The organism is Anoxybacillus tepidamans PS2, from assembly GCF_000620165.1.
GTDB lineage: Bacteria > Bacillota > Bacilli > Bacillales > Anoxybacillaceae > Anoxybacteroides > Anoxybacteroides tepidamans_A.
Window position 1 is genome coordinate 141,492 of sequence record NZ_JHVN01000001.1, and the last position, 25,515, is coordinate 167,006.

General features: G+C 41.5%; 24 protein-coding genes. 8 read left to right on the forward strand and 16 right to left on the reverse strand.

The genetic code is table 11. The annotated features are described in order from the left end of the window. The first annotated feature begins 88 nt into the window (after positions 1–88). Entirely contained in the window at positions 89–961 is an 873-nt protein-coding gene (locus tag N667_RS0100840) for a hypothetical protein (RefSeq protein WP_027407797.1), read from the forward strand. A 4-nt stretch (positions 962–965) separates the two neighbouring features. On the opposite strand, the gene N667_RS0100845 is transcribed toward N667_RS0100840, so the two are convergent. The 6 genes from N667_RS0100845 to N667_RS0100870 form a co-directional block, all read right to left on the reverse strand. After that, positions 966–2,111 (reverse strand): rhomboid family intramembrane serine protease, encoded by a 1,146-nt coding sequence (locus N667_RS0100845; protein WP_027407798.1) that lies wholly within the window; start codon positions 2,109–2,111, stop codon positions 966–968. A gap of 75 nt (positions 2,112–2,186) precedes the next feature. Next, complete coding sequence (locus N667_RS19915) at positions 2,187–2,363, reverse strand: hypothetical protein (RefSeq protein ID WP_198020500.1); 177 nt, start codon at positions 2,361–2,363, stop codon at positions 2,187–2,189. 149 nt (positions 2,364–2,512) lie between these two features. After that, positions 2,513–3,289 (reverse strand): DUF92 domain-containing protein, encoded by a 777-nt coding sequence (locus N667_RS0100855; protein WP_027407799.1) that lies wholly within the window; start codon positions 3,287–3,289, stop codon positions 2,513–2,515. Continuing rightward, positions 3,282–3,851, reverse strand: a complete 570-nt coding sequence (locus tag N667_RS0100860) for a 5-formyltetrahydrofolate cyclo-ligase (RefSeq protein ID WP_027407800.1) — start codon at positions 3,849–3,851, stop codon at positions 3,282–3,284. Before N667_RS0100860 ends, N667_RS0100855 begins: the two co-directional genes overlap by 8 nt. Before the next feature lie 59 nt (positions 3,852–3,910). Then, positions 3,911–4,060, reverse strand: coding sequence for a 50S ribosomal protein L33 (rpmG, locus tag N667_RS0100865; RefSeq protein WP_027407801.1), 150 nt, complete (start codon positions 4,058–4,060; stop codon positions 3,911–3,913). Between the two features lie 82 nt (positions 4,061–4,142). After that, a complete protein-coding gene (locus tag N667_RS0100870; RefSeq protein WP_027407802.1) occupies positions 4,143–6,536 on the reverse strand; it encodes a sugar phosphate nucleotidyltransferase in 2,394 nt (797 codons plus the stop codon). Between the two features lie 149 nt (positions 6,537–6,685). On the opposite strand from N667_RS0100870, the gene N667_RS0100875 reads away from it, so the two are divergent. Next, positions 6,686–7,042: a hypothetical protein gene (locus tag N667_RS0100875; protein ID WP_027407803.1), complete on the forward strand. Its 357-nt coding sequence runs from the start codon at positions 6,686–6,688 to the stop codon at positions 7,040–7,042. Then, positions 7,039–7,494, forward strand: a complete 456-nt coding sequence (locus N667_RS0100880) for an endolytic transglycosylase MltG (protein ID WP_027407804.1) — start codon at positions 7,039–7,041, stop codon at positions 7,492–7,494. The genes N667_RS0100875 and N667_RS0100880 overlap by 4 nt, the downstream gene beginning before the upstream one ends. Before the next feature lie 31 nt (positions 7,495–7,525). Here the strand turns inward: N667_RS0100880 and phoU are convergent, their stop codons facing one another. Together phoU and pstB are read right to left on the reverse strand one after the other, a co-directional pair. After that, complete coding sequence (phoU, locus tag N667_RS0100885) at positions 7,526–8,185, reverse strand: phosphate signaling complex protein PhoU (protein ID WP_027407805.1); 660 nt, start codon at positions 8,183–8,185, stop codon at positions 7,526–7,528. Positions 8,186–8,201: 16 nt separating this feature from the next. Then, complete coding sequence (pstB, locus tag N667_RS0100890; protein ID WP_027407806.1) at positions 8,202–9,014, reverse strand: phosphate ABC transporter ATP-binding protein PstB; 813 nt, start codon at positions 9,012–9,014, stop codon at positions 8,202–8,204. A 982-nt stretch (positions 9,015–9,996) separates the two neighbouring features. Here pstB and N667_RS0100895 point away from each other — a divergent pair. Continuing rightward, positions 9,997–10,434 carry a hypothetical protein gene (locus tag N667_RS0100895; RefSeq protein WP_027407807.1) on the forward strand — a complete coding sequence of 146 codons (438 nt, stop codon included), beginning with the start codon at positions 9,997–9,999 and terminating at the stop codon, positions 10,432–10,434. A 917-nt stretch (positions 10,435–11,351) separates the two neighbouring features. Here N667_RS0100895 and N667_RS0100900 read toward each other — a convergent pair. The 3 genes from N667_RS0100900 to sodA all read right to left on the reverse strand — a co-directional run bounded on the left by N667_RS0100900 (position 11,352) and on the right by sodA (position 15,652). Beyond that, the gene (locus N667_RS0100900; RefSeq protein WP_027407808.1) at positions 11,352–13,496 is read right to left on the reverse strand and encodes a peptidoglycan D,D-transpeptidase FtsI family protein; all 2,145 of its coding nucleotides are present in this window, start codon (positions 13,494–13,496) and stop codon (positions 11,352–11,354) included. Between the two features lie 93 nt (positions 13,497–13,589). Further along, positions 13,590–14,876 (reverse strand): MFS transporter, encoded by a 1,287-nt coding sequence (locus tag N667_RS0100905; RefSeq protein ID WP_027407809.1) that lies wholly within the window; start codon positions 14,874–14,876, stop codon positions 13,590–13,592. Between the two features lie 167 nt (positions 14,877–15,043). Continuing rightward, positions 15,044–15,652, reverse strand: a complete 609-nt coding sequence (gene sodA / locus N667_RS0100910; protein ID WP_027407810.1) for a superoxide dismutase SodA — start codon at positions 15,650–15,652, stop codon at positions 15,044–15,046. A gap of 210 nt (positions 15,653–15,862) precedes the next feature. On the opposite strand from sodA, the gene N667_RS0100915 reads away from it, so the two are divergent. Then, a complete protein-coding gene (locus N667_RS0100915; RefSeq protein WP_027407811.1) occupies positions 15,863–17,626 on the forward strand; it encodes a methyl-accepting chemotaxis protein in 1,764 nt (587 codons plus the stop codon). A 184-nt stretch (positions 17,627–17,810) separates the two neighbouring features. Then, a complete protein-coding gene (locus N667_RS0100920; protein WP_027407812.1) occupies positions 17,811–18,587 on the forward strand; it encodes a DUF1189 domain-containing protein in 777 nt (258 codons plus the stop codon). Positions 18,588–18,706: 119 nt separating this feature from the next. Here N667_RS0100920 and N667_RS0100925 read toward each other — a convergent pair whose 3' ends face one another. From N667_RS0100925 to N667_RS0100940, 4 genes are all read right to left on the reverse strand, one after another. Then, positions 18,707–20,257: an IS1182 family transposase gene (locus tag N667_RS0100925; RefSeq protein ID WP_027407813.1), complete on the reverse strand. Its 1,551-nt coding sequence runs from the start codon at positions 20,255–20,257 to the stop codon at positions 18,707–18,709. 324 nt (positions 20,258–20,581) lie between these two features. Further along, entirely contained in the window at positions 20,582–21,502 is a 921-nt protein-coding gene (gene pstA / locus N667_RS0100930; protein ID WP_027407814.1) for a phosphate ABC transporter permease PstA, read from the reverse strand. 1 nt (position 21,503) lies between these two features. Next, the gene (pstC, locus tag N667_RS0100935) at positions 21,504–22,397 is read right to left on the reverse strand and encodes a phosphate ABC transporter permease subunit PstC (protein ID WP_027407815.1); all 894 of its coding nucleotides are present in this window, start codon (positions 22,395–22,397) and stop codon (positions 21,504–21,506) included. Between the two features lie 70 nt (positions 22,398–22,467). Further along, positions 22,468–23,364: a phosphate ABC transporter substrate-binding protein PstS family protein gene (locus N667_RS0100940; RefSeq protein ID WP_035097747.1), complete on the reverse strand. Its 897-nt coding sequence runs from the start codon at positions 23,362–23,364 to the stop codon at positions 22,468–22,470. A gap of 195 nt (positions 23,365–23,559) precedes the next feature. On the opposite strand from N667_RS0100940, the gene N667_RS0100945 reads away from it, so the two are divergent. Both N667_RS0100945 and ispG read left to right on the forward strand, forming a co-directional pair. Further along, entirely contained in the window at positions 23,560–23,886 is a 327-nt protein-coding gene (locus tag N667_RS0100945) for a LysM peptidoglycan-binding domain-containing protein (RefSeq protein ID WP_027407817.1), read from the forward strand. Positions 23,887–23,972: 86 nt separating this feature from the next. Continuing rightward, the gene (gene ispG, locus N667_RS0100950) at positions 23,973–25,076 is read left to right on the forward strand and encodes a flavodoxin-dependent (E)-4-hydroxy-3-methylbut-2-enyl-diphosphate synthase (RefSeq protein ID WP_027407818.1); all 1,104 of its coding nucleotides are present in this window, start codon (positions 23,973–23,975) and stop codon (positions 25,074–25,076) included. Positions 25,077–25,100: 24 nt separating this feature from the next. Here the strand turns inward: ispG and N667_RS0100955 are convergent, their stop codons facing one another. Then, entirely contained in the window at positions 25,101–25,451 is a 351-nt protein-coding gene (locus tag N667_RS0100955; protein WP_027407819.1) for a DUF456 domain-containing protein, read from the reverse strand. Positions 25,452–25,515: the final 64 nt, after the last annotated feature.

A 25,515-nucleotide genomic window follows, 5' to 3' on the forward strand; every position in this document is an offset into this window, starting at 1 on the left:
ATTGACAGTTGCATCGGAATTCATACATATTTTCCAGCCTATGAGCATACATTGGTGAAAAACTTGTCCATATGCATGGAGGAAAAGCATGAAGCGAGCCTTTCAACTATTTTTTCTATTAATCATCTTTTTCATCTGCATTTATGTGTTTCCCTTTGCCCCGGAAAAACCGACAAAAGAAACGATCACCTTTTTTCCGCTTGATCGTACCGCAACGTTTACTAAAGCAACAACTACTTTACAGGTAAACCAGCCAAAAGAGAAGCGTTCCTATTCGCTTTTTTGGACTGCTTTTTCTTCGTTAAACCAAAATGCGTACTTGCGGCAAGATATTTCCTTGCTGTTTGCGGACGGGCGGTTAGTCGGAACGTCATCAAAATGGAGAGAAAATAGCAAAACGCTGCTGCAAGAGCGGGAGATGAAACAAAAGGACAGTCATTTCTTTCAGTCTATTTCTTTTCATTATGCCGAAATTCATCGAAATCATACTATTACAAGCAGCCAGAACATGAGTGGAGATCACTTATATGTAGTTGATTCGCCATACTCTCCATTTACTTCTTTTCGCCATCCGAGGACAAATAAAGAAAAAGAATGGCAGCGTATACTAAATAAAACAATGAATGATCTTCTGCAATACACAGCAAAAGCGATGCTCTCTGAGGCACGGATCAATGAAAAACACTACTACCATTTCTATTTACCGGAGTTACTTTCCTATAACGAACAACCATTTCCCGACCTCTCTCAAGAAAAAACACAAAAGATGATCGGCTATCTTTGGGAAGGGCTGTATAAAAACTATTTTTTAGGGATTAGACAAAAAGATGGAACGGTTGTTTCCCCGCTTGGAAGCACCATTCCGCTTCTTTTAATAAGCAAAGATTACTCTCATCTCATCGTTTTGACAAAAGCAAAAAACGGGGAAACGGTTCAGCTCATACAACACATTTCCCCTTGATTTTTCATCGCATGCCGATATATAAACAAACGGCGGTCAAAACAAATGTAATGAGAAGCGAAAAAAATTGCTTTCCCGATCGACGATGACGGGGCAAATGAACGATGCTCGCCGCTAAAAAACCGCCGATGAGACCACCGATATGCCCAGCATTATCAATGTTAGGAATCAACAATCCGAGCCCTAAATTCAGCGCTACCAGTCCAATAATATTGGCTCCCATCGTTTGAAAAAAAAGATGGCGATGCACCGTGCCGAAATAAAGAAGCGCACCAAACAAACCGAAAATAGCTCCGGACGCTCCGGCCGAAAGCGAGGTCGTAAATAGGAAGCTAGCAAGCGTTCCGAAAAAACCTCCATATAAATAAATAAAGAGAAAGCGCCATGAACCGTACAAACGCTCTGCCGTCATTCCTAAATAATAAAGCGCCATTGTATTCATAAATAAATGGAAAAATCCTATATGTAAGAAAATCGGAGTAATCAACCGCCACCACTCGCCCGCTTTAATCAGCGGGTTAAACTTGGCACCATATTCAATTAAAACTTCTGGATTCCTGCTGCCGCCCTGCCATTCAAGAACGAGAAACATCAAGACCTGAAGAACTATCAACGCGTATGTAAATAAAGGTTTGCCATATTCAAGCAACCTTTTTTCCTTTTCTTGCCGTTCCCTTTCTAAATAAAAAATTCGCCGTTGTATATGCTGTACTGCTGCAAAGGGATCTTCAAAACGCTCTACTTTAGGCAACAAAACAGGTTCTCTTATCATTTCGCTTATTCTCCTTAAAGACTCTAAAGTGTTAGCTGAATGAATGAGCATCGTCTTTAAAGTGATACGATCCTCTTGATTGGCGACGATCCATTCCCAGTCATCGACAGGAGGGTATGTAGAAACGTATAAATTTAACACTTGAAAAGAGCGTTTCATATATCGTTTCCGCAACTGTCCGACTACTTGCCTAGTATATTCGATGTCGCGCTGTAACCAGCTTCCCCAGTCTATATCATGACGGACGAGACGAATAAGCGGAACGTCTTTATAATCGAATGACTCTAGCCAAATTTCGTGAGGAGCATTTGATAATTTAATAATTCGGTATTGCCTTTTCACAAAAAAATGCACAAGCTGCCAATAAAAAAGCTCCACGTTTCCCTCTCCCTTTCTCCATAACAGAAACAACCAGCTATTTAGAAGATTTCATTTTTTACCATTGTACCATAATTAACGAAAAATCTGAGAAACAATTGTTCTTCGTATCGCAGGAATCCCCATTCCCACACGCACAAGCAGCTTCTGCATTGGCTCAATGCGCATCATTCCGTTAAGTGCTTGGTAACGGTAACGATATAAGAGCATGCCCGCTAGAAATAAAAGAATGGAATACATTGTTTTTTTCATCATGGTCCCCTCCAATTCATCTTTTCCTTATTCTTTTTTCCAAAAAACGTGCAAATTATAAAGCGCACCCTTTAGAAAGAGCGCGCTTTATCAATAAACCTTTCCCATCTCCCCGTCGTTTCAAGGCGGGAGCCACTTTTTCTTTTATATTAATCGATATAAGTCACAAAAAAGTAAACAGCCGTTGAACAAGCAATGGCCAACCAATTGACAAGATCGTTATTGATCAATGGTTTTCCTTTAATTTGCACCGTCTCTTTGTTGCAATGTTCCTTTTTTTCCGTCTCAATGCCGCACACTCGACAACGGTACAGTGCCTGCCATACCGCTCCCATATAAGTATCAAAAACACTTCCGAAAAAACCGATCACGCTGATCATAACGACCGAGATACTGCTCCATAAATAAGCACCGATCACAGCAATCACGAGTGCCCCGGAAAATGAAGCGAGCGTTCCAAGCATCGTCACTGCTCCCGATGTACCGGGTTCTGTTTTTTTCCATGTTGTGATAAGACGCGGGCGGTGTCGGCTAATACTGCCAATTTCCGACGCCCATGTATCAGCATTGGCGGCCGCGATCGAAACAACAAACATTCCCTCCCAAATAGAAGACGGAAAAAGAAAAGAAAGAATCCCTATGAACGCCGGAATGCTTCCATTAGCCAACACTTGAATATAATCGCGCTGCGAGCCCTTCTCCACTTTTTCCGCAACTCTCTGTTTTTGCTGCTTTCGAAAATGGCTCCAAAAACTGGAGCTGGCAAAAAACGCCCCTAGCAACAGCAGCCCTTTCCATGAAAAACCGTAAGCGACTGCCAATCCGACAAGCACAGTGGCCACCGCTCCCGACACCGAAAGAGAGCGAACTAAAAAGCCGCCAACCGCTACGGCCGCTATGGCGATCAAATATCCCCATTCACTCATGGCACACAATAACCTTGTCGTTTGTAATAATCATGCCAACGGGAATATCATGAGGCTCGACAGGAAGCTGCGGAACAATTTGAAAATGGTACGCTAATGAAATGGTCGGTTTTAAGAAATGTTGCAAGTAGCGATCGTAATATCCGCCGCCATAACCAATTCGGTACCCATCTTCCGAAAAACATACGCCCGGGACGATCATAACACTTATGTCACCTGCAGAAATTTCTTCTGTTATCGCTTCAATCGGCTCCTGCAACCCAAAATAGACAGACTCCAACTGATCAAATGAACGAATGGCACGAAACGTCATCGTTTTTAAAGCAGGGTCGCATTTCGGTACACATACGATTTTTCCTTCCTGCCATGCTTTTTCGATAATCGGTTTTGTATTCACCTCATGGCCCTTTGAAACCGTTATGCCGATCGTTGTTGCCTGTTGCCAAACCGGAAGCTCATACAATTTCTCCGCAATTTGCTGGTCATATATCCGTTTTTCCGTTTCATCCAATTGGCGTAATCTTTTTTGGATTTGCATGCGAATCGCTTTTTTTTCTTCCATTTTGCTTCCCTTCCATCCACTATTTAATAAAAAAGCAGCAGGAAATCCTTTCCTACTGCTTACTTTGTTTCGCGATGAAGCGTTGCCTTTTTATCTCTTGGGCAATATTTTTTCAGTTCAAGACGGTCTGGGTTGTTGCGTTTATTTTTTGTTGAAATATAGTTACGCTCGCCGCATTCTGTGCATGCTAATGTAATGTTTACGCGCATCATTCTTCCCTCCAAACTATGATAAACTTATAATCAGACTTTTCTATGATAGCACTTTTTTGCGTCAATTTCCATATTTAATTTATACATTTTGATATTGGCGGATTTTTTTTATATAGTAGGTTACTGCATCCCGTGCTTTTTGTCCATCCAACGCCTCGGAGTAAATCGTGAATGCCGGCTGATCCAATTCTGGTAAAATAAACGTCCATCCTCCGTCAGGATGATATACTTTAATACCGTCATTTACATCGATGTTTGCCTCTACTTCCTCCTCCATCAACTTGCGCATCACTAGAGCGCGGGCATTCCACGGACAAAAGACATACTCTCTAAGCCAATACATGTGGGGAATCGAAGCGATCAACTGCGACAATGGGCGCCCTTCGATAGATAAAAACTGGAGCAATTGGACAAGCGCATAAATCGCGTCATAGCAAAAATGAAAAGGATGAGACCATGCACGCAACATCTCTCTTCGTGCTCCATTCATCCGTTTGATTTTCCCGTTGAGACGTTCAGCAATCCCTTCAAGAGCAGAGGGAGCATAATTGGGAATCGGTACCGGATGATTGGAATGGAACCATAATGAAACAATCGTATAAAGAGAGAGAAGCTGCTCTTCTGGCACCATATTTCCGCGCTCATCCATAAGTGAAAACCGTTCCCCGTCACTATTCGTAATGATAGCAAATAGAGCATTCGCCGTTTTCATATAGTTTGCTAACTCATAAGCAGGTTCGTTTTTAAACATAATCATTTCACAATGATGGTTGCGAAAGATCTCTTCTACGAGACGGTGAACGTTGGACTCTCCAACAACAACGACTTTGCAGCCGCTAAGCGGCAAATGGATTTGTTTTTGTACCGCCTGAACGTAGGGGGTACTTGGACGCAAATGATGTTCGGAAAAACCAATTTGATTAAGAGAGGCACGGCGAATTTGCTCTTGAACAAAAGCATGCTCGATCATTTTTTCTTGAAAACGATCAATGGGGTACCCGCTTTGATCATAAAAGTCAATATAGACGGTTTGTTCTTTTTCGTCTAAAAAGATATAGACCCCTCCGTCATAGGCCGATTGCAATAACTGATGGCGCACAACGGGAGCTGTCACGCTTTCCGCCCATTCAGCTGTATGCACACCTGAAGCATGCAGCCCTTGAGCGAACGCTTGTTTAATGAGGTGTGTAAACGGATGCCCGTCACTGGCAATAATAATTTTCCCGTTAATCGGAATAGTGCTTCCATAAGCAGAAGCTAGCTTCGAAGCATATTCTGGAGTCATTTCGATGTTAGCAGCACCCGAAATGCCGCGCGTCCCGAATAGCGGCTTTTGTGTTTGCTTTCCCCAAAATACCGAAGAATGGACAACCGTTCCTTCCGCGATCGTTTTCCCTGGCCAGATCTTAATATTCGGTTTTACATGCACATTAGACTGAAGCATACAATGGCTGCCAACGACAGATTGTTCCAGCAATTCTACACGGTTCGCTAAATACGTATCGCTCGCTAGTATACTGCCGCGCAGTTCACAATGCTTTCCAATGTAGGCGCGCTCCCAGATGATGCTTCTCTTAATCGAAGTTTGCTCTTGCACGTGCGTATTCGCTCCAATAACGCAATAAGCGTCAATTTTTACATTTTTGCGAATCGTGGCCCCTTTGTCAATAAACGAAGGCCCCATAATAACCGCACCGTCCTCGATTTGTACATCCGACCCGACCCAAACATGGGGAAACAATTCCTTTCCTTTAATTGAAACATTGACATGTTTATTTAAAATATCGATGTGTGCTTTTCGATATTGTTGAATCGTACCGATATCAAGCCAGTACCCTTTAGCTAAAAACGCATATAAAGGGGCGTCTTTTTGCAATAACAACGGAAAAACATCGCTGCTGAAATCACATTTTTCGCGTTCGTTAATATATGTTAAAATACCTGGTTCGCAAATATAAATGCCTGTGTTCACAAAATCACTATACACTTCATTCCATTTTGGCTTTTCAATTAACTGTTTAACTTTCCCTTCACGGGAAACGATCATCCCGCCGTAATCGAGCGGATGCGCCTTTTGCGACATCACAACCGTAGCAAGCGCGCGGCGCTGGCGGTGAAACTCGACCGCTTCTAATAAATTAATATCAGTTAGCGCATCTCCGCTCACTACCACAAACGTATCGTCGATAAAAGAAGCAGCGTTTTTAACGCTTCCAGCTGTACCGAGCGGCTCGCTCTCTTCGAAATAGAAAATGTTCACTCCAAAACGTTGTCCGTCTCCAAAATAGTTTTTAATAGCCTCCCCCAAATATTGAATCGTGATGGCAATATCGGTCACCCCAAACCGCTTAAGCCACTCGACTGCATATTCGAGCACGGGCTTTCCGACAAGCGGTACCATCGGCTTTGGAACATTACAAGTAAGCGGACGCAGGCGCGTTCCTCTTCCTCCAGCCATAATGACAGCTTTCACATCCCCTCACCCCCTATTCCGATTTTGACAGAATCTTCCCGCAACATTTCCTCAATTTCCATTTTATTTCTTTCGAATGACGCTTACAATATGGACATTTTGTCGATTTTATACATTTATTTATGATATATTCAAAAAGGGTGATAGTAATGATGGAATATGCAATGGTTGCACTTATAATCATATCGCTGCTTCTTTTCGTTGTTTCGTTTTTTGGGAAAGATCGTCTAAAAAGTATGGAGGAACAGATTGATCATTTAACGCTTTCGCTGGCCCAAGAAACGTATCAAATTAAAAAGCGGATACAAATATTAGAAGAAGAACTGCTAATAAACAATGAACAACATTGGCAAACGGCTTCCAAACGAAGCGATGATCCGCATGTGTCCGTTCGCGACCGCGTATGGATGCTTTACAAACAGGGGCTTTCGAACGAGCAAATTGCGCGTGAAACAGCATTGACGGTCGAAGAAGTACGGATGATTTTGCGAGGGATGACTCGATGAATAAAGGGATCATTCGTGCGTTTGCGCTCGGAATATTATTAGCAACCGCTTGCCTTGGAACAATTTACTACAGCACACCTTCCGAGCCGCTGACTAAGTCAGAGCTTGATGCATACTTGAAAAAAAATAAGCTCGTTCTTCTTAGCGAAAACGAATATAAAGCGCTTCAGGAAGCCGCTAAGAAGAAAGGACAAATAAACACGCCGCAAAAGCTAAAGCCTGAACCGCCAAAAACGATTCATATTTATCATCTTGTTATTAAACAAGGGGACGTGCCTGAGAAGTTTGCGAAAGAGTTAGAAGAAGCTCATATTATTGCTGACGCGAAAGGGCTGACAGACTATTTGGAGGCGCACGGCCTCACACGTGCCGTTCGCCCTGGCACATACGAAATACGCAGCGACATGCAGTATGAAGAAATTGCACAAATTTTAACAAACACAAAAAGGTGAACCTTCTTTTGCATAAGGTTCACCTTTTTACTTATCCATTTAAATCATAATGTCTTCCTTTGACAAGATAAATTACGTGTTCCGCTAGATTGGTGGCATGGTCTGCTGTCCGCTCAATGTATCGGGCAACTAAAGAAAGCTGGTTCGCTTGAGCAAAGCTGTCTTGATTATTTTTAGTCAGCTGCAGCAAATCTTTCATAATCTGACCGTATAATTCATCCACTTCATCGTCCATGTCCGACGTTTTCCGCGCCAATTCTACATCTTCGTCATAATATGCTTTTAATCCTAACGACACCATCTCGAGTGCGATATGATGCATACGGACGATTTTTTCCGTCTCCATTACAAACGGTTGATCTCCCATTCGAATCGTCGCCTTCGCAATATTGACTGCAAAATCAGCGATTCGTTCAATATCTGTTGCGATTTTAATAGCGACAATAATCCGTCGTAAATCGATCGCCACCGGTTGTTGCTTCGCTATAAGCAAAATGGCGAAATCGTTAATCTCTTCTTCAAGCACATCAATTTTGTTGTCCCGTTCAATAATTTCAAGCGCTTGATCAATGCTTTTCGTTTGAAACGCCTCAATGGACTGGCGCAACGCTGTTTTTGTCAAATCCCCAATCTCCACCAATTTTTGGCGCAGCGTTTTTAAGTCATAGTCAAATTTTCCTCTCATCGCCACTCTGCTCCCTTTTCTCTTATCCAAATCGTCCTGTAATATAGTCCTCTGTGCGTTTGTCGGCTGGTGTTGAGAACAACTGGTTGGTATCGGCGTATTCAACAACTTCACCGTTTAAGAAAAACGCCGTTTTATCGGAAATGCGCGCTGCCTGCTGCATGTTATGAGTCACGATAATAATGCTGTATCGTTCTTTTAGTTCTTCGATGAGCTCTTCTACCTTTAACGTTGAAATTGGGTCGAGAGCTGAAGTTGGTTCATCCATTAAAATGACGTCCGGTTCAATCGCGAGGCATCGGGCGATACATAAACGTTGCTGTTGTCCGCCGGATAAACCGTTCGCATGGTCATGCAGCCGGTCTTTTACTTCATCCCATAGCGCAGCACCGCGCAAACTTTTTTCAACGATTTCATCTAACGTTTTTTTATCGCGAATGCCATGAATGCGCGGACCATAGGCCACGTTATCGTAAATGGATTTCGGGAACGGATTCGGTTTTTGGAACACCATTCCGACTTGTGTGCGCAATTCTTCAACACGATACGACTTATCGAAAATATTTCGGCCGCGATACATGATCTCTCCTGATGTGCGGACGTTCGGCACCAATTCGATCATTCGATTCAATGTCTTAATATATGTCGATTTTCCGCAGCCGGACGGGCCGATAATAGCTGTTACTTCATTTTCGTAAATATCGAGATGAATATTTTTTAAAGCGTGATGCTCACCGTACCACAAATTTAGTTCATTCGTACGATATACGACATTTTTTTTCCCCATCGCTTCCGGCTTAACTGCCGTCTGCTCCTTTACAATTGTTAATCCCATTGAATCATCTTCCTCCATCCGTATGAACTTAATGAGCCAATGATCCCCAAAAATTTTCTCTCTCTACCCTTTTGTACAAGCGACAAATTTCGCAACGAACACATATAAAGCCATCGTTTTTATCACACTTTTAGCATACTATCCGACTTTTAATCATGTTTTAAGGGATTGTTAAGCTTTTGTAAAACAAAAAAGGCACTTAAAAAAGTGCCTTTTTGTCTTGCGTACTTTAGCATGTGGTACGAAAAATAATCATTCTATTTCTATGTAGACGAAATGCTGGGGTATTTATCTTATTAGGTCATATTATATTTCCCGATAACAAAAAGAAATACGATATCCTAGGTGATATTAATTTTTAAAGTACAAGTAAGTATTGTTGAAAATCTAATATTCAAAAAATAATACATTAATTAGTTATAATGTTATTTTTGAAATAATAACAAAATTGTAAATAATTAATTAATTAACCAAAATATTGAAATTGTGTTTTTTTTATGATATACATTTTTTGTAATATATTAAACTAGCTAATTGAATAAGAGGGAGGTGTTTCTGTTTCAATTAGCGTTGCAAAAACATACTAAAACTCAAGCTTGTAATTAGAATGCAAACATATACAACTTAATAGCAAAGTCTCACTGTCTGGGCTATTTCAATCGATCACACTTGTTTACACCTTATCTTATTTACGTGTTACGTGGCAATTTTTAAACGATCATCAATCAATCATATTTTAAATGAAAAGTGTTTAATAGTTAATCCTTCATTTTTCATAAAAATTAATTAGGTGTGATCCAATATCATATAGGGCATTGCCTTGGGCTCATTCTTCTTTCATTCTTCAGGTCATTATATAAATTGGTAACAGGTGAGTTTTTATATGTTTGTTAGTACATCCAATTACGTGTTTTGCAACGCATTCTTTTTGAACAATTTGGAATAGTAAATTAAGGTTTTTAAGAGGAAAGGAGAAGGAACAATGACTCAAAAGCTTAAAACATTGTTAATTGCAGTTGTTTTAACAATAATTGGAGTAGTGGGAGTATCTGATAATGCAAGTGCGGCAACCACAAAGACCGCTATTCCTATGAATTCTAATTTTGCTTATGGTGGAACTGCCTACGTCTACACTTCAGAAGATTATTTAAATGTATATGCTACTTATGAAGCAGCTTATAACTCATACGTTTACGTAAAATTAACATTGCAGCGATATACAGACGGTGCTTGGCACGATATTTCAACGAAAGCAGGATATGCTGAGTACAGTTTTGACACTAAGAAAAATCTAAATGTAACTTTCAGCAACATCTCAAATGTACTCGAAAAACCTCACAGAATTAAAGTGCAAATTTATGATGGATACGTTACAAGTGATTTAATGCAAACCGCTTACTCCCAAAGCTGGACTAGATAAAGAATAGACAAATATTGTTATAAAAAGTATACAAGATGTATATATTAAGGCTGATTGTTTTCTCTAAAAAATCACCTGCTTAAAAATTTTTACACGAGGACTGCATCGGTCCTTCTTTTTTTATTTTTATAACTGTTTTTCAAGTTTTTCTTGTAATCATCTACCTTAACTGTGTAACCATAGGCGATAACGATATACATTTAATGTCTGCTTCCAACCGAATCTATACTAGCTGCAATCACTAAAGACGCTTGTGAAACTTTCCAACAGATCAGTAAAAACAATGCCCACCTTCACGAAAAAAAGTTCTGTATAAAACAAAAACAATAAAACCCCCCTACAAGAATGATAGGAGGGTATGTACTAATTGTAGAGGTAAACACGCTACTTTTCTTTTTTATTTCAACCTTTTTCTTTATTTAGTAAATATGTTTTTAAATTATATCCACCTAACATAGGAGGTTTAAACAATTCCGATAGCTTCCAATTAAAGTTGAGGGGGTAAAACACTGCGTTTTAGTATCTCTTGAGGCAGAGATGGTCGATCCCTTAGAAAGAGATTTTTCCAAAAACATCGTAACTCCTCACATGAACCATGATTTAGTCTCTATTTAAATTATTCAATTGAGTGTAAATTAGAATATGGTAAAAAATGGAGAGTTGCTTAGGAACTTAACGACACGAATTCATAGATCCTGAAACACTCCCGTTGCCAACCTCTCCACTATCAAAAATAAGCTTGGTTTTATCGATAAACTAGGCTCTATCCCCTACAAACTACTTCCATCTATTAAGTAATTGGTAAAATTAATTGAAAAAAATATCCTCTTTATACCTACCATTTCAGTTAGGTAAAGTACCTAATCTCACGCGGTATTACAAGTACTTTTCTTAACATAATAGCTATAGATATGAACTCAACCAGATACCTTTTTTAAATTAGTGGAAGTTGTTCCGCCATCCGTATCAACACTAGAACGATTTTTAGTCTTAGAGGTCCGCTGTGCCTTTAACTCGAAATACGTATCTAAAATTCGACGACCGATTCGGTTGTTAATCCCATCACTTTCTCCCTGTGTTGCCCACGGAACCACAACAGCAAATGACACCTCTGGGTTGTCATATGGTGCATAACCAACTAACGTTAAATTATATGTTGATTCGTTTTGACGACTCTTAATCGGTCCATCGTAAAAAGCTTGGGCTGTCCCCGTTTTTCCGGCTGGTTTATAAGAAGCGCTTGCAAAATATGAATATGCTGTTCCTCCCGATTCTTGCATTACGCGCCGGAATCCTTCCTTCACTCGGTTAATATATTCTGTTTTCATATCAATGCGGTTTAGTACAATTGGCTCAAAATCCCGGATGATAGGACCTAGTTCTTTTCCATTATTATTTGGCTCGCGAATTTCTTTCACAATTTGTGGCTTCATGCGATAACCGCCGTTAGCGATCGTCGAAACGTATTGCGCCATTTGCATCGGTGTATACATATCGTACTGCCCAATCGCTAAGTCGAGCAAAAGACCAGGTTGACTTGTGTTCTGCCCTTGAAAGCCGTTAATTTCGTTTGACAAATCGATGCCTGTTTTTACACCTAACCCAAATTGGCTAAAATAGCGTCTTATTGTTGTGAACGCCTTAGGATTAATATCAAGCGGTTCATTCGGGCGATATATACCACCGCCAATCGCAATCGCAGTCTTAAACATATAGACGTTAGACGATTGCTTTAATGCTGTTAACTCATTAATCAACCCCATATTCTTCCATGATTTTTTAGGTTTCGTATCTTTAATGTATAGTGGTTCATCTTTAATATAAGTATTCAGGTGAAGCACCCCAGTCTGGAATCCCGTTAAGACCGTTGCTCCTTTAACAGCTGAACCCATTGCATAAGCAGACGTAATATTACCAATGGAATAATCCACAAATTTTGCTTTCCCACTTCCGTCTTTTTGCAATAGCACCCCAGCCATTGTTAGCACCTCACCCGTTTTTGGGTTCATCATAACCACAAATGCACGATCTAACAGTGGCGAACGACCTTTTCTTTTGGTTGCCTGGAGTTCTTCTTGAATAATTTGTTCTACACGTTTTTGTAATTCTATATCAATCGTTAAAACAAGGTCTTTGCCGGGTTCTCCCGCATACACATTTTCCGTGTCGATGATATTTCCTGATTTATCCGTAATGTTTCTCACTTTCGCTTTTTTGCCGTGCAGCACATCTTCGTATTGCGCTTCTAAATAGCTTTTTCCGACGCGGTCATTCCGGCTGTAATCGCGTGCTAAAAAGTAATCAAGCCGTTCGCGCGGCACTCCATCTTCATCGCTCGTGACGCTTCCAAGAACGGAGCGGAACGTATTGCCATATACGTAACGGCGCTCCCAATCCGTCGTTGTATCGACTCCAGGCAATTCTTCTAAATGTTCACTTACAACGGCGTATTCTTGGTTCGTCACGTTTTTGTTTTTGACAATTTGCGGCGTCAACGCATAGCCGCTGTCTAATTCATGTTTAATCGCCAACACTTTCATTTCTTTCGGCGTGATCTCTTTTAAATCATCTGCCGTAATTCGTTCAAGCGTCAATTCGTATATTTTTTTGTCGAGTTCTTTATCAGACAGCCCTTTTTTCTTAAGGGCGTTCTTCTCTGCCTCGCTCACCTTTTTTTCTGCTTTTTCCTTGCGCGTTAAAATCCAATAATCTTTCATATCGCGCTCTGTAATTTTATCAACCGGTTTATCGATATATTGCGCCAGCCGTTCGGCAATTTTTAACGTATCCTCTGGCGTTGTCGTTTTCGTGCGCGTATACGTAATCGCATTGAGCGGCACGTTATCAACAATAACGCGGTTGTATCGGTCATAAATTTTTCCGCGCGGCACCGGCGTGCTCACCGTTACGTTTTCGGTCCGCTCCACTTCCTTCCGATACTGCTCACCATATACGATCTGTACAACTCCGAGGCGTAAAATCAAGGCTGAAAACAGTAAAAACACGACAAAAAACAATATATTTAAGCGAAACGGCACTTGCGCCCTTTTCTTTTTTTTCAAGCCGAAAACCCCCTACTTTTTTCGCAACTCCTTATTTTATTGTAAAAGAAACGACGACATTTTTCCAGAAAATCGACATAATGAAAGAGGCTCTTATGCTGGAGAGCCTCCTTCTTTGTTCGTCAAATTTCGGTGAATAACCACATCTTCTCCCTCATTGGAGCGCTTGCCTTTTAATCCGATGGGACGGACACAAAAATAAATGAAGGCATGTCCCGCCCCAAGCACTAGCATCAATGCTGGAATCCCTATTTTCTCATTAAATAATGTGATCGTCAACAAAAATGCGACAATCGATACAATGCGTCCGCTGTTTAAAAACAACTCCCGAACGACAATATACTCGATTCTCATCTCTCCTGATTCCCAGCTTCTCCCGATTACATCAAATGTCAGCGATGAATATGGAACAAGCAGCACAGGATAGCCAATCGCAATCGCTGCCGCATACAGCATAAGGCGCCCGTAAGAAAGATCAAAAACGATTAAGAAAAGAGCCGCGTATAAAAGAAGGCCGCCGCATAAAATGGCTGTTTTTCGGTAAGACGGCTTAATGATTCGCGACACGATATAATAAGCAATAAACGATGTGAGCGAATTAACAAATCCAAATTTTCCGAGCGCCCATTCGCTGCCCGTCGCCATATACACAAATACGGAAATAATAAAGACAAAAATTCCTTCCCTAAGCCCTTGAAAAAAATGCGCATTCGTAATGAGCCGCCAATCTTTATTGTTCTTCCTCTCTTTAACAATGCGCAATAAAGCATATTTTCCGTTTGCCGGTCTTCTTTTAAGCAAAAAACTGAGCGCAACCGCCACAAGAAACAATGCTAACGATATAGCAAAAATCAATGTATATCCTTTCCACTTCGCCAGCGAAGAAATGATATATCCCGCTGCAATCGGCCCGATCATGCCAGCCGCTGACGTTAAAATCCCTAAAAACCCGTTAAAAAAATCCCGCGTCTCCGGCTCAGTAATTTCAAATGTCAGCACATTAAAAGCGAGCCAATAAAAACCGTATCCAATCCCGAGCAACGCTCCAAGCAATAATAAATAATGGCGTGCATTGCTTCCGACCATGAGCACCGCCATAAAAAAAACAGCTAAAAAAGAAACCCCAAGACGAAGAACAATGATGCGGTCAATTTTTTTCGCCAACCGTCCTGCCAAAATAAACGTCAGAGGCTGCAATACGACAATGGCTAAATTGTACAATGCCAAATCTTGGAATCGACCAGATTGTTTCCATAAATACACGTTCACAAACGTGTTGGAAAGAGCGATGCTCAACGAATAAAAACCGCCAATACACAACAATAGTATTAGATCCCGATTCACATGTTCGCTACCGGTTATTTTTTTTAACATCGTCATGATAAACTCCCCTTTTCATCTAAAGGGTAGTTTGGCATATTTTTATCATTCTATACAGCCAATAACAAGAAAAGGAAGTCATATACCAACCGCAACCGCTTATGTCCTAATGATCACACACAAATAAAAAAGGACGGTTCCATCAAAGAACCATCCTTATTTTTAAATTATTTCGCTTCTTCGTAAAGTTTTGCTACTTGATCCCAGTTCACAACATTCCAGAATGCTGAGATGTACTCTGGACGGCGGTTTTGATATCTTAAGTAGTATGCATGCTCCCAAACGTCCAATCCAAGGATCGGTGTTTTTCCTTCCATTAATGGTGTATCTTGGTTTGGAGTGCTTGTAATTTCAAGTTCTCCATTATTTACAACAAGCCACGCCCAGCCAGAGCCGAATCGAGTTGTTGCCGCCTTTGTGAACTCTTCTTTAAATGCAGCAAAGCTGCCGAATTTCTTGTTGATCGCTTCTGCTAAAGCGCCTGTTGGCTCGCCGCCGCCATTTGGCGAAAGAATTGTCCAGAAAAGAGTGTGGTTCGCATGTCCGCCGCCATTGTTGCGAACTGCTGTACGAATGCTCTCTGGAAGCGCTTCTAAATTGCTGAGTAGCTCTTCAAGCGTTTTGTTTTGCAGCTCAGCATGTCCTTCTAGTGCTGCGTTTAAGTTTGTAACATACGTGTTATGATGTTTAGTGTGATGGATGTTCATTGTTTCCTTGTCGATATGAGGTTCAAGCGCATCATAGGCATAAGGTAATTGAGGCAATTCAAAAGCCATCGAAATTCCTCCTTTGTTGTCATTATGTATACGAACGAAAGATCCGTCCGTTTAAATTTAGCTTACCAAAATTGCCACAATGTTTCAATTTATTTGCTTGTTTCATAAGCTTAACAATTTTAATACATCCCCTTAACAAAAAATTAAACATCATCCACTACAGTGGAAATAGCGTATTAATATACGTATGAAAAATAAGGGGAGAAAACAATGAATCAACGAAAAAAAATATGGCTCAACTTATTACAAAATACGCAACAAAAACTCTCTATTTTTCGCCGCTCCATTCAGCGAAGATCCCCACTTTCTTTCCTACACCCCCGGTTTGTTAGCAAATGGAGTTTACAGGCACTATTAGCATTTGTCATCATTTCTATTACTTGTATTTCCTCTGCTATGATTGCTTATGTCGGCTACAAGAAAAACAAAGAAATGACCGTTCAATCTATTGAGCAACAAATGCAACTTTCTACCGAAGTCATCATTGAAAAAATCTCTATGTTGAAAACAACAACGACAAATGAGCAATTCTATAAGAAGCTCCCATATGTATTAAGATTAAATGAACAAAAATTTCGCACGCTTCATTTGCAGCCGATGCAATTTGTTATCACTAAAGAAAAACATATCGAAAAACTATCCGGATTCGATAGCCAACTGCCTTCTATACCCCGCCAGGCAATAGAGAAAATGTACGAGCAAAAACAAGGATTGATCCATCTTCAAGGATTCACGCTATGCTATGCTTATTCTGTTGATTTGAACGGAGAGTTATACGTATTAGCGCTGAGAGACGAAGAATATTTGCAACCTGTGTTTTCATATCGAAAAATAAGCTTGCTCATTTCGCTAGTGACGACCCTTGTTGCCAGCATGATTGGATTTATTATCGTACGACAAATTCTCAAACCGATTGCCGACTTAAAACACGCCATGCGGCAAATAGGTGAAGGAAATTTGCAAGTGCGATTGCAAGCTAAATATTTAAGCAATGATATCCAAGCTTTAATGTCTGGATTCAACCAAATGGCAGACAGCCTAACTGACTTGATTGAACATTTAGATACAAGTTCAAAACACGTCATGATGTCATCTGAAACATTGCATCGCACTTCGCAGCAATCAAAGGAAGCGTTTGGGCAAATCGCTACAGCTATGAATGAAATTGCAACTGGAACAGAAAAGCAAGCCCATTCTGCAATGACAACTTCTCTATTTTTTAACGAAATCGCACAAGGGATGGAATATGCGGCGGCTTTGATGAAAGATGTGGAAACATCGACGTATGAAGCCACCCATAAAGCCCATATCGGGAACCAACTAGTCGACAGCACTGTAAACCAAATGAATTTAGCGCAACAAACGATCGGCGAAACGGCGGAAACAGTGTATGCATTAAGTGAAAAATCAAAACGTATCGACAAAATTGTTAATCTAATTAGTCAAATTGCAAACCAAACGAATCTTCTTTCCTTAAATGCAGCTATTGAGGCAGCAAGAGCAGGAGAACACGGAAAAGGCTTCTCCGTTGTAGCGAACGAAATTAGACAGTTAGCGGCTCAAAGCGGACAGGCAGCCAAACAAATTCAAGAGATTATAGAAGAAATCCGACAAGAAATGGAAAAAGCAGTTGTCTCCATGGGGCGCGGATCAGAAGTGCTCAAAAATGGGATCAAAATGGTTCACGAAACAGAAACGTCATTTAAAACAATCGCGCAAACAGTCAACAACATTGCTAAAGAATCAAAGGAAGTGGCTTCCATTGTCCATCGTGTCCGTTCGCAAACCCAACAAATGTCGGCAAATGTCGAGGAAGCGGCAGCCGTTTCTCAGCAGGTCGCCGGCAATGTAGAGCACGCAGCCGCTGTCGTACAAGAACAAAGTGCTTCGATCGATGAAGTATCACACGCAGCCCATTCTTTAAACGAACTAGTAAAACAGCTGCAAAAAGTCGTTGGTACATTTAAAGTCTAATCATTTTATCCCGTTTCGCAAAATCGGCTGTAATGGCTGCATAACTTTTATCCAAATGTTTTTATCTTCTTAAATATAATGTAAAAAAGAATCTCTTGTTGACGAGATTCTTTTTTGCATGAGTTGAATTATAAAGCGTGACGATATACAATGGGCATGGAAGAAAGGGAAGGATGTGCAAGCAATGAACATATTCGTACAAATGTGGAAAAGTATATATTCACCAAAAGATATTGCCCGATTTCGCTTCCAAAAAATCGGGAAAACGATTTTATACGTCTTCGTGCTAGCTTTAATTTCCACATTGCCGACCGCTTATTATTTCACAACAAGCTTCGTCGACGGAATTCGCTATACAACTGAGCTGTTAAAAAATGAAATTCCTGCTTTCACCATTGAAAATGGCACACTACATTCTTCAGCGACGAAACCGATTGTCATTACTGAACACGGACTCACCATCGTTTTTGACAGCACAGGGAAAATGACAAAAGAAGAAGTGGAACGGGCCGGAAATGCGATTGGATTATTAAAGCACGAAGCGGTGCTTGTTGCTAACAATCAAACACAATTTTATAACTATTCCATGTTTGCGCAAAATGCCAAGCTAACGAATGAAGATGTGCATTCATTTATTGAAACGATTCAATCATTGTTGCCTGTTCTTGTTCCATTAGCGTTTCTGTTCCTCTATATTTTTACAAGCGCAAGCAAATTTATTGGCGTTTCTGTTCTCGCCTTCATTGGTCTCATTTTAAAAAGCACGCTCGATAAAAAAATCTCCTATCGCCACACATGGACGATGGCTGCTTATTCAGTGACATTATCCACTGTCTTCTTTACAATCATGGAAACATTGCGCACAGTCGTGCCGTACGCTGCCATGATTCACTGGTTCGTATCAGTTACCGTCCTATTTTTAGCTATCAAAGAAATTCCTTCAGCTAAAATGCAAGACTGAACAACAAAAAGGGACTGACCCAAAAGTCCGCTAAAAAGCGGACTTTTGGAGTCAGCTTTCTTTATTTTTACATATTTTATTAAACAAAAGGGCGATTTTTCTCCTTTTGTTTCCATTGCTTACGCCGTTAAGGCCCTTTGTTTGTCCTTAGCGGCTTTCTTGAGGAGATTATGGGCAGCGCAAATAAGCCCCCATTCTATCGAAATTTTTTGGAGGCCTCGGAGGACAAAGCGGCGAAATCCGCGATTTTGCTTGATTTGCCCAAACACACTCTCAATGTCCGTTTGGCGTTGGCGGTACCGTGCTTGTCCTTCTTCACTTTCCAATCGTTCACGAGCCTTCTGTTTCTGTTCTTGATAGACAGGGTTCCACTGCATGGTACGTCCATATTTGGAAGTTGTGCAGGCCGAACGGAACGGACACCCTTCGCATTCGTGGCATTGGTAGTGCTGAATCACCGAAGTATATCCCGATTCTGTGGTCTGCTTCGAAGTTCCTGTACGAACCAGTTTTTTCCCGTTCGCACAAACCCAAACGTCCTCTTGTTTCTTGTATGTCCAGTTCTGTGGATGGTGCGGGTTCTTCTTGACCTTGCGTGTGTTCTCTTTCTCATACGTGTTGTACTTGATAAATGCGGAAATGTTTTTTTCTTCGAGTTTCACGTAATTTTCCTCAGAACCATAGACAGCGTCAGCGGTCACGCGTTTTGGTACCACCCCATACTTCTCTTGAACCGTCTCTAGGTGTGGCAGAAGACAACGAGTATCGCCGGGTCTCTGGTGAAGCGAATACCCCAGAACGAACTGATCGGAAGAGCCCACCTGTACGTTATACGCCGGCTTCAGTTGGCCATTTCGCATGTGATCTTCTTTCAAACGCATGAACGTCGCGTCCTCATCTGTCTTGGAATAACTGTTGCGGTCCCCGCATACTTGGAGTTGGTGTTCGTACTTTTCACTGCGGGGCAAATAGTCTTCCTTCATCTTCTTGACCGCCTTCTTCAACGGTTGGTTGTCCGGCTCGACCTCCAACCGTTTTTCCCACTCCTCGGTTTTCTTTCGGATTTCTTTTGAAGTAAAAGCAGGCGAAGCATCGATTTCTTCCGCATTTTCTTCTTCCACAATTGTATCGATCTGGGCAATGAGCTGATCCACATGGGCTTGTAATTTCTCTTGGTACTTCTCGGAGGATTTCCGCCAAACGAACGTGTATCGGTTGGCATTCGCTTCAATTTTCGTCCCATCGACGAAATAGTCTTCCATGTTGACATAGCCGTCCGCAACAAGCAGGGTGATCATTTCTCGGAACAAGTCGTCCATCAACCCTTTCATCCGTTCCGAACGAAATCGGTTGATGGAACGGAAGTCCGGCTTTTGAAACCCACTCAGCCACATGAGCGGAAGATGAACTTCTAATTGTCGAGCAATTTCTCGACCATGATACATTTTTTGGGTATACGCGTAGAGGATAATTTTCGTCATCATTTTTGGATGATAAGAAGAGGTACCGCCGCCTTTATAGTAAGGAAGAAACGTCTCCATCGGAATGCGCTCGACCATTTCGTGAACCACATGAGCCATATTATCCGGTGGAATGAGATCGGCAATATTGCTTGGCAACGTGAGGTTATCCATGGTATACTCTTTAAAAGAAATATGATCATGTTTCATAAAAGAATCGCTCCTTTTCCGGTGATGGTTGTTGTGGTGACTCTATTCTACCAGAAAACGAGCGATTCTTCTATTTTGGTGTAAAAAAGGGGCTAATCCCAAAACGCATTCGCGTTTTGGGTCAGCCCCTTTTTTCTATTAAGCAATAGCACGAATGTTAGCGATCTCCTATTTAGATTTAGAGGATATTTTACAAAAATCATAAATCGCGGGTAAAACACAAGCTACTCAATCCCCCAACTGAAATCCTTATGTTGTTTACTCGTTTATGAACCTCCCCTACCTACACTTTGCTTAGAGATGGGAGACTTCTCGGTGAATGTGTTAAACAGCGATTTTGTTGGCATTTCGTTTTTTTCTACCTTTGCTCCCTGTAAAATAGCGTTGCAATAACACGGAAATAAGCCGAGCGGCAATGTTAAATAGTAAAACCATAACAATTAAAATGGCTGCCGATTTAGCCGCAATTAATTTTGCATCTGGCACGATTCCCTCAGAGTTTAATTTCCAAATATGGACAGTCAACGTTTCAGCCGGCCGGAACATATTGAACGGATTTAATTTGCTCGACAGGTCAGCGGAAGCGTTTAAGAACGGCGTCGTTAGACCTGCTGTATAGATAAGAGCCGCAGCCTCTCCAAAAATTCTTCCCGCTGCTAAAATGACGCCGGTTATAATTTGCGGCAATGCCGCTGGAAGAACGACTCTCACCAACGTCTGCCATCTTGTTGCCCCTAGCCCAAGGCTTGCTTCTTTCACGCTATATGGGACATCTAAAATGGCATTTTCACATACCCTTGTCAAACCTGGCAAGTTTAAAATCGTAATCGCCAACGCACCGCCAATCAGCGTATAGCCCCACCCTGTTAATGTCACAAACACTAAAAGGCCAAACAATCCGACAACAATAGACGGAAGGGAAGCCATCGCCTCAATACATAGCCGAATGAAGCTAAGCAGCTTTCCTTGTTTCGCATACTCCGCTAAATAAATTCCCGCTCCAAGCCCTAGCGGCACAGAGATAAGCAACGTCAATACAAGCATGTACAGAGAATTAAACAGCTGCGGCCCGATTCCGCCTCCTGCCTGCGTATTGCTCGGATTGCCAAAAAGAAACTGCGGATCCCAAAATCCCCATCCTCTTAAAATAATCGTTACAATGAAAAAGCCTAATAAAACGACAACCAAAAAGGAAATCGCATATAAAATCCCTGTCCAAATAGCATCCACTGTTCTTGCCTTCATGTTATTTTCCACCTCTTTGTCCAATTGCTCGAACAATTAAAATAAAAAAGAAAGAAATTAATAACAAAATCATCGCCAACGTCCATAATGCATTATTCCAAGCCGTTCCATTTAACGTATTGGACATATCCATCGTTAAAATTCCTGTCAATGTGGCCGTTGGACTATATAACCCAGAAGGCAGCTTCACAGTATTTCCGATGACCATCTGAACAGCGAGCGCTTCCCCAAACGCACGGGCCAACCCTAATACGACACCTGTTAAAATTCCTTTGCGGGCCGCAGGAACGATCACTCGGCTAATCGCTTGCCATCGCGTCGAACCTAATCCGTACGAAGCTTCCAAATAGGCGTGCGGCACAGCCCCGATCGCATCTGCTGCAATGCTTGCTATCGTCGGTAAAATCATAATACTTAAAACAATAATACCTGCAATTAAACTAAACCCGACTCCGCCAAACGAGTCTCGCAACATTGGAACAAGAAGAGTCACCCCTAAAAATCCGTAAACAACCGATGGGATACCGATAAGCAATTCTAATACAGGTTTTAGCACTTTTGTTCCAAATTCAGGCCATATATAGTTGATAAATACGGCTAGCGCAATCGCAATCGGTGCGCTTAACAAAACGGCTCCAATCGATACAAGTGTCGAACCGACAATAAAAATGACCGCTCCGTATTTCGGATGGGCAGAATCGTTCGGAGCCCATTGTTTCGAAAACAACATTTCCTTTAGCGAAATGTGGCTTTGAGTAAACGATTGAATTCCTTTGCTGCAAATAAACACAATAATTGCAAGAGTGGCAAAAACAATTAAAAAACCGCAAAATGTTACTAACATTCTTCCAATGTATTCACTTTTCCAATAATTAATTGGTTTTTTCCCCTTCATCGTCGCTTCACCTTCCCGATTATTCAAACGAAGAGGACTGACTAGAAAATAGCCAGCCCACGATATCCAATTATTCTAATTCAGAAATTGGGATGTAGCCCATTTCTTTTACTTTTGCAGCAAATTCTTCGCTTTTCACAAAATCGATAAACCCTTTCACTGCGTCTTGTGCTTCACCTTTTGTTACCATGTACTCATAAGACCAGAACGGATATTTTTGTGCCTTAATATTTTCTACCGTTGGCTCTGCACCATCAATTTTCAACGTTGTTAGCGCATTCGCTTTGTCGCCTACTAGATAAGACATCGCAACATAGCTGATTGCCCCTGGGGTAGACTTGATTGCTTGTTCAACCGCACCGTTAGAATCTTGCACTGTTCCAATGCTGTCGTTTACCTTAACACCTTTCATCAACGTCTTTTCAAATGTTGCGCGCGTTCCTGAAGAAGCTGGACGGTTAATGACATTAATTTTCTCATCGTTCCCGCCTACTTCTTTCCAGTTTTTCACTTTACCAGAGAAAATATCTTGAATTTGTTGCGCTGTTAAAGATTCAACTTTCACATCTTTATTGACTACTAAAGCAAATGCGATTCCTGCTACTTTATTGTCAACGAGCTCTCCCGCTTTTGTTTTATCTTCAATTTTTTCAGCTGATGGAACATCCGAGTTACCGATTTGCACAGCGCCTGCCGCTACTTGGTTCACGCCAGTGCCGCTTCCGCCGCCTTGCACTGTAATCGAAACATCAGGATATTTTTGCATAAATTCATTCGCCGCTTCTTCAGCAAGAGGTTGAAGCGCCGTCGAACCAGCTGCTGTCAACGTTCCAGAATAAGATTGCGCTGTTTCTTCTTTCTTGTTTTCCCCTGTCTCTTTCGCAGTGCTGTCAGAATTGCCGCATCCTGCAAGCGCCCCCGTAATAAGTAGTGCCCCCATCGCTAACTTGAGATTTCTTTTCAGCATCTTTTTACCCTCCATATTTTTTCTATCATCTGATTCACAAGTTCATTGTAACGAACAAGTTTTATTCTTTTATTAATGAAATGTTAAGTTTCAGTAAAGATCTGTTCCATTTTTTAAGCGTTTCCTCCACATATAGGTATATTTCATTAGGACAAGCATACATACTTAATAGCCGCTTTAGGAGGGAAAACAAAAATGAAAAAGCTAATCGTCTTGCTCCTATTTTGTTTATTTATATATATCGTCTATCATGATGTAACAAAAGGGACGCTGCCTACTGCTGCACAGCCAAAACATATATATACCGAGCCAACGAAAACCAACAAAGCCATCAACTATCAAATGGTCGAGGTAAAAGCTGGAGATACATTACTTTCCATCGTGGAGCGTGAGCAAGGCGGGGCACTGCGTGTTCCTATTGAGCAACTAATTAAAGACTTTGAAACATTGAACCCTAGCGTAAAAGCAAATGCTCTACAGATCGGGAAAACGTATAAATTTCCGGTCTATAAGAGAAATTAACGAATTTCTTGTCAATCGATGTTTAACATTGTTACAATAGTTGAGAAGCAGACATGAACTTGTTTCTTAAAAGGAGCGAATGTTTTGTGAATGAAATTATCCATCGTTCAAAAACCCGCCCCGTTCGAGTCGGAAATTTGACGATCGGCGGAAGTAACGAAGTCGTTATTCAGAGCATGACGACAACAAAGACGCATGATGTCGAGGCAACCGTTGCTGAAATAAAAAGGCTAGAAGAAGCAGGCTGCCAAGTGGTCCGTGTCGCTTGTCCGGACGAACGCGCGGCCAATGCGATTCCTGAAATAAAAAAGCGCATTAATATTCCGCTTGTTGTTGATATTCATTTTGACTACAAATTAGCGCTAAAGGCGATTGAAGGCGGTGCGGATAAAATTCGCATCAATCCTGGAAATATTGGACGTCGCGAAAAAGTGGAGGCGGTTGTAAAAGCCGCAAAAGAAAGAGGCGTGCCAATCCGGATTGGCGTTAATGCTGGCTCGTTAGAAAAACGTATTTTAGAGAAATACGGATATCCAACAGCGGACGGCATGGTCGAAAGCGCTTTGCACCATATCCGCATTTTGGAGGAACTCGACTTCCACGATATCATCGTATCGCTAAAAGCATCAGATGTTCGCCTGGCTATTGAAGCGTACGAAAAAGCGGCGCGCACGTTTGACTACCCGCTTCACCTTGGCATTACTGAATCGGGCACATTGTTTGCTGGAACAGTCAAAAGCGCTGCTGGTTTAGGGGCGATTTTAAGCAAAGGCATCGGCAACACGATTCGTGTTTCGCTCAGCGCCGATCCGGTAGAAGAAGTAAAAGTAGCAAGGGAATTGCTAAAAACCTTTGGACTTGCTTCTAATGCCGCTACCCTTATTTCTTGTCCAACTTGTGGGCGCATCGAAATTGACCTCATTAGCATCGCCAATGAAATTGAGGATTACATTGCAAAAATTAAAGCGCCAATTAAAGTTGCCGTGCTTGGCTGCGCTGTAAACGGACCAGGGGAAGCGAGAGAAGCTGACATCGGCATCGCTGGGGCGCGCGGAGAAGGACTTCTTTTCCGCCATGGAAAAATCGTCCGCAAAGTTCCAGAAGAAACAATGGTCGAAGAATTGAAAAAAGAAGTGGATAAACTTGCGGAGGAATATTACGCTAAACAAAAGCAATCACAAAAAGCTTGACGCAAATGCGTCAAGCTTTTTACGTTAGTAATAAAATGGCAAAATAAACAGCTTCACGATGATCGACACCGCTCCGATGCCGATCGCCCAAGCACCTAACGTTTCTGCACCGCGCCGGCGCGCGATAAAACCAACAATAATCCCTGCTGCTCCTAAAATAATTGGCATAATAAACAGGGAAAGAATGGCAAGGGCTAACGCTGTCCAACCGAGCCCTGTTCCGTCTGCTCCTTCTCTCTCATCCCGTTCGTCGTATCGACGAATCGGTTCAGCGATTTCTGTGGATGTTTCTTCCATAAAATCAGGCTCCGTATCCACTTCTCTCATTCGTTGCACGTAACTTTCGTTATACGTGCGATTGCGATCATCGGTCATCTTGTTCCCTCGCTTTCCTTAAGTAAGGAGCATTTATAGTATAGGTTATAACTGAAAAAATATT